At 65.8% G+C, this 11,083-nt stretch carries 11 protein-coding genes; 6 read left to right on the top strand and 5 right to left on the bottom strand.

Going from position 1 to position 11,083, the window contains the following annotated elements; all coding sequences use genetic code 11:
• Positions 1-168 precede the first annotated feature (168 nt).
• Both HUK82_RS11530 and HUK82_RS11525 read left to right on the top strand, forming a co-directional pair.
• Positions 169-663 (top strand): Spy/CpxP family protein refolding chaperone, encoded by a 495-nt coding sequence (locus tag HUK82_RS11530; protein WP_176614094.1) that lies wholly within the window; start codon positions 169-171, stop codon positions 661-663.
• A gap of 300 nt (positions 664-963) precedes the next feature.
• Complete coding sequence (locus HUK82_RS11525) at positions 964-2,169, top strand: mechanosensitive ion channel family protein (RefSeq protein WP_176614093.1); 1,206 nt, start codon at positions 964-966, stop codon at positions 2,167-2,169.
• A gap of 9 nt (positions 2,170-2,178) precedes the next feature.
• Here HUK82_RS11525 and HUK82_RS11520 read toward each other — a convergent pair whose 3' ends face one another.
• The 3 genes from HUK82_RS11520 to HUK82_RS11510 form a co-directional block, all read right to left on the bottom strand.
• The gene (locus tag HUK82_RS11520) at positions 2,179-3,327 is read right to left on the bottom strand and encodes a PepSY-associated TM helix domain-containing protein (RefSeq protein WP_176614092.1); all 1,149 of its coding nucleotides are present in this window, start codon (positions 3,325-3,327) and stop codon (positions 2,179-2,181) included.
• Between the two features lie 311 nt (positions 3,328-3,638).
• The gene (locus tag HUK82_RS11515) at positions 3,639-4,505 is read right to left on the bottom strand and encodes a glycosyltransferase family protein (protein ID WP_176614091.1); all 867 of its coding nucleotides are present in this window, start codon (positions 4,503-4,505) and stop codon (positions 3,639-3,641) included.
• A 65-nt stretch (positions 4,506-4,570) separates the two neighbouring features.
• Positions 4,571-5,503, bottom strand: coding sequence for a hydrogen peroxide-inducible genes activator (locus HUK82_RS11510; RefSeq protein ID WP_176614090.1), 933 nt, complete (start codon positions 5,501-5,503; stop codon positions 4,571-4,573).
• Between the two features lie 98 nt (positions 5,504-5,601).
• Between HUK82_RS11510 and HUK82_RS11505 the strand changes: the two genes are divergently transcribed.
• Entirely contained in the window at positions 5,602-7,065 is a 1,464-nt protein-coding gene (locus tag HUK82_RS11505) for a catalase (protein ID WP_176614089.1), read from the top strand.
• Positions 7,066-7,196: 131 nt separating this feature from the next.
• The gene (locus tag HUK82_RS11500; protein ID WP_246495132.1) at positions 7,197-7,388 is read left to right on the top strand and encodes a hypothetical protein; all 192 of its coding nucleotides are present in this window, start codon (positions 7,197-7,199) and stop codon (positions 7,386-7,388) included.
• 21 nt (positions 7,389-7,409) lie between these two features.
• Here the strand turns inward: HUK82_RS11500 and HUK82_RS11495 are convergent, their stop codons facing one another.
• The gene (locus HUK82_RS11495) at positions 7,410-8,654 is read right to left on the bottom strand and encodes an NAD(P)/FAD-dependent oxidoreductase (protein WP_176614097.1); all 1,245 of its coding nucleotides are present in this window, start codon (positions 8,652-8,654) and stop codon (positions 7,410-7,412) included.
• Positions 8,655-8,710: 56 nt separating this feature from the next.
• Here HUK82_RS11495 and HUK82_RS11490 point away from each other — a divergent pair, with 56 nt between their 5' ends.
• Positions 8,711-9,430 (top strand): flavin reductase family protein, encoded by a 720-nt coding sequence (locus HUK82_RS11490; protein ID WP_246495133.1) that lies wholly within the window; start codon positions 8,711-8,713, stop codon positions 9,428-9,430.
• An 82-nt stretch (positions 9,431-9,512) separates the two neighbouring features.
• Positions 9,513-10,058 carry a GlcG/HbpS family heme-binding protein gene (locus HUK82_RS11485; RefSeq protein WP_373318284.1) on the top strand — a complete coding sequence of 182 codons (546 nt, stop codon included), beginning with the start codon at positions 9,513-9,515 and terminating at the stop codon, positions 10,056-10,058.
• 69 nt (positions 10,059-10,127) lie between these two features.
• On the opposite strand, the gene fdhD is transcribed toward HUK82_RS11485, so the two are convergent.
• Positions 10,128-10,946 (bottom strand): formate dehydrogenase accessory sulfurtransferase FdhD, encoded by an 819-nt coding sequence (gene fdhD, locus HUK82_RS11480; protein WP_176614088.1) that lies wholly within the window; start codon positions 10,944-10,946, stop codon positions 10,128-10,130.
• Positions 10,947-11,083: the final 137 nt, after the last annotated feature.

Below are 11,083 nucleotides of genomic sequence, written 5' to 3'. Positions count from 1 at the left end.
ACTTGCGATCGGTGCGCTGGTCGGCGGCGCGATGGCGTCGCGCGCAGCGCCTCCGCCTGTCTATGCGCCCGCGGCACCGCCGCCGCCTCCACCGCCGGCCTACGGGTATGGCGCGCCATACTAAGGCCCACCCCTTCCTCATCAATGCTTCAAACAGGATCTGCCATCATGACATTTCGTACGGTGCTTGCCTTCTCCACCCCAGCCCTGATCCTTGGCGGATGGCTGGCGACGTTGCCCGCCGTCGCCCATGCGGCGGACACGGCGTCCGCTGCCCCGGCGGCTGCCTCCGCGCGCGCGTCGGTGCCGGCGGGCCTGGAAGAGCATATCAAGAAGCTGCATGACGATCTGGGCATCACCCAGTCGGAGGAAGCCACCTGGAGCGCATTCGCGCAGACCATGCGCGACAACGCCACCAGTGCGCACGCGGCGGCTGAGTCGGCCAACGCGTCGCTGTCTCAGCAGACGGCCGCGGACATCATGAAGTCCTACGCCGATCTGGCGACAAAGCGCGGTCAGGATCTGCAGACGCTGAGTAATGCGTTCACGACGCTCTATACGTCGTTCTCTGACGATCAGAAGAAGAAAGCCGACACCCTGTTCCGTGAAAACGGATTGCGTCACGGCGGCCCGACGAAGACCGACACGCACGGCAAGCACTAAACGTCCGCACCATCGGGGCGGGTCGAGCCACGCCCCGATGGCCGACACGGCGGACCGTCGTCCGCCCATGGCCAGACCACACACACTTCATCCGGGCACCTGTCCGTGCAGCCCTGCCATGTCCGGTGCGGGCTGCTTCACTTTTGCAGCTATAAAAAGGATCGATCCAAATCGGTTCGCTTTGGCCGGACATCCCCCGGCCGCAGGGCGCAACCGCGCACGCTGTGCGGCGCTGTCACCGTGTGGCACAGCAAGCGGGCCCGGGTGTGGGCCTCGAAACGCAGAGGGAAGAGACATCGGATGCGAAGCGGCTATGTGGAGTCGATGTATGGGGTCAGACACTGGTTCGACTGGCTTCCGGCGCCCCTTGCCTCCGTCATGCTGCTGGCCTTCGTCGCGGTCGTCGCGATGCTGTTCACGCGGCTTATCACCGGGCTGATTCCGCGCCTGCCGGGTCTGGGGCGTCTGCCGATCGTGCCAACCCTGGTGCGTGAGCTTCGCCTGCCGATCCGCATCCTGCTGATGCTGATGGCGGCCAGTGCGGCGCTGCCTGCCGCGCGGGGGCTTTCGTCAGATACGCTGGGCACGCTGGGCAAGATCTTCGCGTGTCTGATTATCCTGACATTCGGCTTCGGGGTGATCCGTACGTTCCGGCTGGCGACCGACGGGTATCTGAACCGGATTACCCATCGGGAAACCGCCGATGACATCGCGGTCCGCGCGCATCAGACCCAGATCCGGGTGCTTCGGCGACTGATCGAGATCACGGTGGGCGTCGTCACGGTGGCCATTGCCCTGATGGTGTTCCCCGCCGTTCAGAAATTCGGCTTTTCGCTGTTCGCGTCGGCTGGTGCGGCGTCGCTGGTCGTCGGTCTCTCGGCACGTCCGGCGCTCAGCAACCTGATCGCGGGTATCCAGATCGCCATCACGCAGCCGATCCGCATGGAAGACATGCTGATCCTCAATGGCGACTGGGCGTATGTGGAGGAAATCAACGCGACCTATGTAGTGCTGCGCACATGGGACAAGCGACGCTATATCGTCCCGATCGCCTACTTCCTGGAGAATCCGTTCCAGAACTGGACACATAGTTCGCCGTCGCTGATTGCGTCGGTGTTCCTGTGGCTCGACTACCGGACGCCGATGGATAGGATCCGCCAGTTTCTGGACGAAGAGATCGTCCATTGTCCCGACTGGGACCAGGACCGGGCCAATCTGGCGTGCCAGATCGCCGACAGTAATGCGGAGGTGATTTCCATCCGCATCATCGCCGGCGCCGCGGGCGCGAACCAGATGTGGAACGTCAGCTGCGACATCCGCGAACGCATCCTGCGCCGGATCCGCGACGAGATCCCCGAATGCATTCCGCGCCGCCGCACGGCCCTGGTCGGCGACGGAAGCGGTGACGATGCGTGGCCCGAGGCACTGGTCTCGCCTCGCATCAACAGGCCGGACCGCGGGCCCTACACCGGTCCTGATCTGCGCATCGGGACACAGCGAGGCTGAGACATGGATCTATTCCGGCGTGGCGGCCGTGCTGACGGCCACGTCGACCTGTCTGCGGGGCCGGTTGCCGCGCCGCTTGGCCCACATGATCGCGCCGGAAACCGAAAAGAACGTCAGCGCCAGGCCGGTCAAGCACACGATCGCGCGCCAGAGTTCGGCCAGTCCAGCCGGACCGGACAATCGCGCCTCATGCAGCATGTGCAGCCACTGGAACACCGCGGCCCCGGTTTTCTGCGTGCCCGGATCTTGTGCGAGTGCCACGGTGTCCGCGCGAGCGTCGACACGTATCTGGGCCGGGCGGTTGACGCCGTAAGCCGGCAACACGACCTGAAACCTCTGCTGCCTGGGGTTGTCGCCCAGTTGCACGGCGATCACGTGCCCTGCGGGATAGCGTTGCCCAAGTAGAGACAGCGCGTGATCGAGCCCGGATTCGCCGGGAAGGGGGGCTGCGTTTTCGGGACCGTGGGCGTGATGGTGTTCGCCCCCACCCCGGTTGTCGGCATGGGGCTGGACACCGAACAGGGGACGCGAAAACGGGAACGCCAGCACCATGCCACTGGCGGCGAGGAAGGTCAGCACCAGTGACGTCCAGAAGCCGATGCTGATATGGGTCTCGCGCCACCAGCGATAGCCCTTGGCCCGGGGGGAGGGCACCACCGTGCGACGCCATTTTCCCGTCGCCCAGAGCGTCGGGTGCGGCCACCACAGAATGACGCCCGTGATCGCCATGCCCACCAGCAGGAGCCCCATGATCCCGGTTGCGGTCTGGCCATAGGGCAACAGCAGAAGATCGGCATGGAGGTTGTGCATGAAGCGGATCACGGCAGGGGTGACGTGCACGCCGCTGGTGCGGCCGGTGCCGGGATCGACCATGACCCGGAACACCGGATGACGCTCTCCGGCGGGTCCGAAGGTGACGACGGCGCTGTCGCCGTTCCAGCGGGCCGGTTCATAACGGAGCGGAATCGTTCCGGCCGGTGCCAGAGGCCGGGCGGACGCCACGATGGTCTCCGCGCTGACGGGCTGGGTCGTCGGGGTCTGGTGGGGACGTTCGGAGAGCGCCGAACTCATCAGGATCATCAACGATCCCGTCACGCCTTGAATGATGAGGGGAAGGGCAAGGGCGAGGCCGATCCAGCGGTGAAGTTTGCGAAGCACGCGTGGCGGTCCCTGTAATTGATAATCGTTCGCATAATTACGGGATTACCCCGGACGCCGCAAGCGCCCAGTAATCCGCGCAGGCGCATTTTCGCAGGGGGCCACAAGCCTGCGATCCTGCCCGTTATCACGCTGTCAGCGCTACCGGGTGACGCGTTGGACATCCGTGGGTGCATTGCCCCGCCCGCCGCGCAGCGTCCGATGCGGTGTTGAAACGACAGCCTGCCCACGGTGACAGGCCATCGCTCGCGCGTTCTGATTCAGGCGCGCCGGCGGCACGAGTGCGCCACGCCGCCTGTGGTCGCAGGGTGTCAGCGTGCCCGGGCGGCGCGCTTGCGGGGTGTCGGGGTAGCCGTTTTCTCGTGGGCGTAGGGCTGCTTGAGGAAGGTCTCCCACGCCGGGACATAGTGACGATAGCCATCGGGGTTCTGGAAGAACCAGTGACGCCACGTGTGGAACGACGGGTCGTGCTCGCGATAGGTCGCATCCTCGATCAGTCGGCGTGACGCGGGCGCCTTTGGGCCGTGGAAATGCACGATCCGGGCATCCGCGTTCGGCCCCCAATAGGGTTTCCAGTTGTATTTCGCCGACAGCGGACTCCATTGCGCGTTGTAGAAGACCCGCAGAAGTTCCTGATCATATCCCGCGATATGATAAAGATTGTCGCACAGGAATTCGACCAGCGCCGGAAGGTCCCGTCCCAGGCGATGCAGGTTGATCAGCATCACGCCCGAGTTCATGTCGCTGTAGTAATCCTGCTGTCCGAACTGGCCGCAGGCCGCGAAGATTTCGGGTTTACAGAACTCCAGCGCCGGTTCGGCCGTGAACATGACGTCGCAATCGGTGTAGAGGACGTACTGGTCCTGCGTCTCGATCAACGGCAGGTCTAGACGCAGGAAGGCCCCAGCGGCCGTGCGCATATAGTTTGGCCATTCGGGCTTCTGGCGCTTTTGCGCTTCGTGCAAACGGTCAAAGAAATGCAGGCGGTGAAAGATCACCGTCACGCCGGCGGCCCGCATTTCGCGCGTGAAGTCGCATTCCTCGCCGTCGAACACCATGTGGGGCTTCAGACTGGTGTTGTCGTGGGCCGATTTGACGGCCACGCGGATGCAGTCGATGAAACCGTGGTCGGGATCGTCCGCGAGAGTCTGGCCGGTGATGGCGAAAAACCACTTCATATCGAGCAGCAGTCCCTGTTGTTGTGCGCTGGCACGGCCGGTCGGCGGCGCATACGTGCGCAGTGTTAGGGCGGAACTAACGGGGATGCAACAGATCGTCGAAGAAGGTGCGAGATCGTTTCAAAATGGTGCGTCCGCGGGTCGCCGCGCCGCCAGCAGGCGGCAATAACGCGGCCTGCGGCGCGGTCGTCGAAGGCGACACTTCGTGTCAGGGGCGTATCGTCCCGCGGTCCGTCGACCGCCAGTGCGGGCATCACCGCCACCCCTTCGCCGGCGGCCACCATGTGGCGCAGCATCTCGAGGCTCGCGCCGAGCCGGGGCGACCTCCCGTCCGACGCGGAAGGGCGGCAGAGCGAAAGCGTCTGTTCGCGCAGGCAATGCCCGGAATCGAGCAATAGCAGGTCCGGACGTGCCAGATCCTCTGCCGTGACCGCCGTGGCCATCGAGAGGGGATCGTCGGCGGGGACCAGTAGCCGGAACGGCTCGAAAAACAGCGGGACGCAGACCAGACCGGGCGCGTTTTCGACAAGCGCCACGATCATGATGTCGAGGCGATGATCCAGGAGGTCGCTGGTCAGGACATCGGTTTTTTCCTCCGTCAGCCGCAGGGCAATGTCGGGATAGTCGGTGCGCAGGACGCGCAGCAGGCCGGGCATGTAATATGGCCCAAGCGTGGGAATGATGCCCAGGCTCAGCGATGCGCCCAGCCCGTCGCCCGCACTGCGCGCCTGTTCGAGCAGCGCCCGGCCGTCGCGCACCAGGGTTTCGATGGCCGGCATCAGGGCCGCACCACGCGTCGTCAGTCGCGCGCCGCGTCGCCCGCGTTCGAACAGGGTACACCCCAGCAGGGATTCGAGTTTGCGGATCTGTTCGCTCAGACCCGGCTGGCTGACACCGCACTGCTCGGCCGCGCGCCCGAAGTGCCCATGCCGCGCGACGGCGACGGCGTAGTCGAGATCGCGCAGGGAGAGACCGGAGAGGGAGGGCATGTCGCTCATTCGATAATTATTTCCGATCGATAAGATAAAAACAATCGAATTTTATTATCGCGTGGGCGACGTTACCCGATGATCATTCCGTTCACAGGAGAAGCATCATGACATCGTCCGATCGTGCCCCGACCCTGACCACGACAGCCGGAACGCCGGTGCCCGACAACCAGAACAGCAAGACCGCCGGACCGCGTGGCCCGCTGCTGCTGGAGAATTACCAGCTACTGGAAAAACTGGCGCACCAGAACCGCGAACGCATTCCCGAACGCGTGGTGCACGCCAAGGGCTCGGGCGCCTACGGCACGTTCACGGTGACACACGATATCACGCGCTACACCCGTGCGGCCCTGTTCGGCTCGATCGGGCAGGAAACCGATGTGCTGGCGCGGTTTTCGACCGTCGCCGGCGAGCGCGGCGCCGCCGACGCCGAGCGCGATGTGCGCGGCTTTGCCCTGAAATTCTACACCGACGAGGGCAACTGGGATCTGGTGGGCAACAACACGCCGGTGTTCTTCATTCGCGACCCGATGAAGTTTCCCGATTTCATCCGCACCCAGAAGCGTCATCCGCGCACCAACATGCGTTCGGCGACCGCCATGTGGGACTTCTGGTCGCTGAGCCCGGAGAGCCTGCACCAGGTGGCGATCCTGTTTTCCGACCGCGGTCTGCCGCAGGGATATCGCCATATGAACGGCTTCGGCAGCCACACCTATTCGTTCTGGACGGACGCGGGCGAGCGGTTCTGGGTGAAATTTCACTTCAGGACGCATCAGGGCCATCGCCACTGGACCAACGAGGAGGCCGCGGTGGTCGTGGGGCAGGACCGCGAAAGCGCGCAACGCGATCTGTATGATGCGATCGAACGCGGCGACCACCCGCGCTGGACGATGTTCGTCCAGATCATGGACGAGGACGCGGCGGTCCGGCAGCCGTTCGATCCGTTCGACCTGACGAAAGTGTGGCCGCATGCGGCGTTCCCGCTGATCGAGGTCGGGGTGCTGGAGTTGAACCGCAATCCCGAACACTACTTCGCGGAAATGGAACAGGCCTCGTTCTCGCCGTCGAATATCGTGCCGGGGATCGGCTTTTCCCCCGATCGGGTGCTGCAGGGGCGGTTGTTCGCCTATGCCGACGCGCATCGCTATCGGGTCGGCACGCACTACGAGTCCCTGCCGGTCAACCGGCCGAAGGTCGCCGTGCACAGCTATCACGCCGACGGTCCGATGCGCTTTGACGCGCCGCGCGGCACGGATGCCTATTACGAGCCCAATTCGTTCGGCGGCCCGGTGGAACAGCCCATGGCCAAGGAGCCGCCCCTGCGGCTGGAGGGGGACGACACGTGGTACGACCATCGCGCCGGGAACGACGATTACACGCAGCCTGGCGCCCTGTTCCGTCTGTTCGACGGGGCGCAGCGCGCACGGTTCTTCGCCAACATCGCGGCCGCGATGCAGGGCGTGCCCGAGGCGATCATCGAGCGGCAACTGGTCCATTTCGAACGGGCGGACCCGGCCTGGGCGCAGGGTGTGCGGCGGGCCCTGCGTGAACAAGCCTCAGACGCGGCATGAAAAGGGGGCGGCGGCCGGAACTCCGGCCGGTGCTCGCCCGATCTGCGCATGCTGCGCATCGGGATGGAAACTTTGGCGGGGTCTCGGTCGCTTAATGGGGCAATCGTCTGACAAAGGAGGACGATCGAACCATGATGCAGATGATGACAGCAGGAAGAGGCCGGGCAGACACGGACGCGGTCGCGCGGTGGATCAGGCAGTCGCTCCACACGACCTACGACACCGTGCTGCGCGAGCCGCTGCCCGATAGCCTGCTTGACGTGCTTGATAACCGCGACCGCCCGCAAGAGGGCGACAGCGTGGAGCCGCGACGCCGGAGCTGACGCGGGCACGCCACGTGTGCATCAGTCGAGCCAGCGGGCCGGGGCATAGGGCGTGGGGTCGACGAAGGGGGTCTCCCCGGTCATCAACTCGGCCAGCAGCCGGCCCGAACTGGGCCCGAGGGTGAATCCCTGATGCGCATGGCCGAAATGGAACCACAGGCTGGGATCGCGCGGCGCGGCGCCGATATTGGGCAGCATGTCCGGCATGACGGGTCGGCTGCCGAGCCAGGGTGTGGCCTCCACACCCGCGCCGAGCGCGAAGATTTCACGCACGCCGCGTTCGGCGACGTCGAGTTGCACCGGCGAGGGGGCATCGTCGCGCGGCAGGAATTCCGCCCCGGTGGTCAGACGCAGGCCGGCCTGCATGGGGGCGATCATGACGCCATGCTCGACGTCCAGCATCGGGATCGCCGGCATCGCCGTACACGTGTAATGGCGATGGTAGCCCCGTTTGACGAACAGCGGGAAACTGTATCCCAGTCGCTTGGCCAGATCGTCGGACCACGGTCCCAGCGCGACGACCGTGGCCTCCGCGTTCAGCACGCCGTCCGGCGTGCGCACCGACCAACCGCTTGCGGTGCGGTCGAGGGTCGCGGCATCGCCGAAAGCGATGGCGCCCCCGATCGCCGTGAAATGGCGTGCGTAGCGTGCGACGAGTTCGCCCGGATTGCTGACCGCCCAGGCGTCCTTCCACCAGATCGACCCGGCCATGGCGCGGATCAGTGCCGGCTCGCGTGATGCGAGCGTCCGTGAATCCTCGATATCCACGGACAGGCCGTCTTCGCGCACGCGGGTGATGGCGTCTTCGCGCGCGGCGTCGAAATCCCGGCCCTCGCTGCGAAAACCGCTGCGCCAGCCGCCTTGCGTGACAAGGTCCCAACTGTTTGTCGCGTCGATGAAGCGCGTATGTTCGGTCAGGCATGTTTCGATCAGGGCGCGCCACGGCGGCACGATGCGACCATACGGACCGGGCAGCGAATTGCGCGCATAGGCCGACAGGCGACCGGCAAGGGCGGGCAGAGCGCCGATGCTGTAATGCACGTCGTTGTTGCGGGCGAGTGCCACGTCGACCAGGTCGCGGGCGTTCATCGGAAAGGCATAGGGGCGCGTGGCCTCGCGCTGGATCAGGCCTGCGTTGCCATAGGATGTTTCCTGTCCGGCGGCCTTGCGGTCGACCAGCACCACGTCAAGGCCGCGCTCGCGCAGGTGGATCGCGGTGGAGACACCGATCATGCCGGCGCCGAGAACGAGAACGCTTTTGACCATCACCTGTCCTATCCGGGTAGACTGCACGACAGCCGATCGCGCGGCCGGTTTCAGCCATGCCACGCAACGCCACGCAGGAAAAGAGCCCGATGACCCCCGAGACACCAAGTGCCGACACCGAAACGTTCCATGTCTACGAACCCGCGCTCGGCCACGGTCTGGCGCACGACCCGTTCAACGCCATCATCGGCCCCCGGCCGATCGGGTGGATCTCGACCTGCGACGCGCAGGGGCGCCCCAACCTTGCGCCCTACAGCTTTTTCAACGCGTTCAACTACACGCCGCCGATCATCGGCTTCAGCAGTATTTCCGGCCGCGACACGATCGCCAACTGCGCCGCGACGGGCGAATTCGTCTGGAACCTGACGACCGAGGCCCTGGTGCGGGCGATGAACGCCACATCCTTCGCCGCCCTGCCGGGCGAGAGCGAATTCGGCCTTGCCGGGCTTCAGACGCTGCCCAGCCGTCTGGTCCGGCCATTGCGCGTGGCCGCAAGTCCGGTTCATTTCGAATGTCGCGTGACCGACATCGTCCAGTTGCATGACAGCGCTGGTCGCGACGTGCCTGCCCGTATGACGTTCGGAGAGGTCGTCGCCGTTCATATCCGGCGCGACCTGATACATGACGGCGTCTATCGCACGGCCGAGGCGCGTCCCGTCCTGCGCGCGGGCGGCCGGGGCGACTACGCGCAGATCACGCCCGATGCGATGTTCGAGCTTCTGCGTCCCGCGACACGAGAGGATATCGCGCCCGCGCTGCGGCCGGACGCGCCCTGACGACACGACATCCGGGAGCCGCTGGCGTGATACGTCACGCCGAGGCTCATGACAGGCATTCGTTGGAAAAGGCATCGACGTCATGAGGAAAAATACGGTTCTGGCTGTATGCGGTGCGCTTGTTGCGATCCCCGCCGTGTCGGCCGGCGCAATGGCGCGGGCGGCGTCCGACACCGGGGGGCATCTCGTGACGGTTCGTAAACTCGACTGGAAGACCGCGGAAAATCTCGCCCATGATGCCGTTCTGGCGTGCGAGGCGCAGGGATATTCGGTGACCGCGACCGTGGTGGATCCGTCGGGCCATCCGCAGGCCGTCGTCAAGGGAGATCGCGTGCCCCTGCAATCGCTGTCCGTGTCGTACCGCAAGGCCTACACGGCGTTTTCCTACGGCCTGGCGTTCAACAAGAACAGCACGAGCGAGCTTGTGGCAGCCAGGCTCACGGGGCCCGTCGAGGGTGCCGTTCTGGCCACGGAGCCCGAAGTGCTGTTCATCGCCGGGGGCGTGACGCTTCGCACGGCGGACAACACGGTCATCGGCGGCATCGGTGTGTCCGGCGCGCCCGGCGGCGACAAGGACGAGGCCTGCGCGAACGCCGCCGTCACCAGATGGCAGCCGATGTTTCGGTAGGCGAGGGGTTGCGTTCTCTGCCCTGCGTGCACTGTCGGCGCCCCCACGCGCGCATCGCGATGGCCGACGTCAGGTCGCCTCGATCCGCCAGGGGTGGGTGAACACCATCTGACGGTCGCGGCGTGCGCGGGCGACCAGCGTCAGGCCCGCGCGCTCGGCCACGTCCAGCGCACGGGCGGTGGGCGCGGACAGCGCGACCAGCACCGAAATGCCGGCCGCGACCGCCTTTTGTACCATTTCGAAGGAACAGCGGCTGGTGATGATGGCAAACCCGTCCGTCTCGGCCCCGGCGGCCATCCGTGCGCCGATCAGCTTGTCCAGCGCGTTGTGCCGTCCGATATCCTCGCGCGCCAGGGTGACCGTGCCGTGCAGGTCCGCCCAGGCGGCCGCGTGGACCATGTGTACGTCGGCATTCAGGGGCTGCCGGGTTTCCAGCGCCTCCAGCGCGCGGCCGATCGCCGACATCGCGACCGGTGTGCCGCGCGGCACGGGGGGTAAAACACGTGTGACGTCGTCGATGTGTTCGGTGCCGCAGACGCCGCAACTGCTGCGGCCGGTCATGGCGCGGCGTCCCGTCGACAAAAGCCGTGCGAACGACGGCCCATCGATGCGCAGGGTGATGTCGATGCTGCCATCGTCGCGTGGCTGGATGTCGACGCCCCGAATGGCTTTCGGCGAGGCTACGATGCCCTCGGTCCATGAGAAGCCGAGCGCGAAGTCGGCCAGATCCTGTGGCGTCGCCATCATCACCGCGTGCGGCATGCCGTTATAGTGGAAGGCAACCGGTGTTTCTTCCGCCACGCACTGGTCGATGGCCTGCGGTGCGTCATGGATGGACAGCAGGCGCGCGGGCCGCCATGCCGACGGCGGGGGCAGGGGGCGGGTCATGTCGGGGCACGCTCCCGCGCCCGGCGAAGATCATCGGGCGTGTTGATGTTGAAGAACGGGTCGTCCGCTGCGTCGAACGGCACGGCCTGCGCCCCGATGGAGGCCGCGAACGCGCGCACCCGCAGGGCCCGATGGTC

The organism is Ameyamaea chiangmaiensis, from assembly GCF_013376175.1.
Lineage (GTDB): Bacteria > Pseudomonadota > Alphaproteobacteria > Acetobacterales > Acetobacteraceae > Ameyamaea > Ameyamaea chiangmaiensis.
This window is presented reverse-complemented; position numbering and strand designations above follow the sequence as displayed.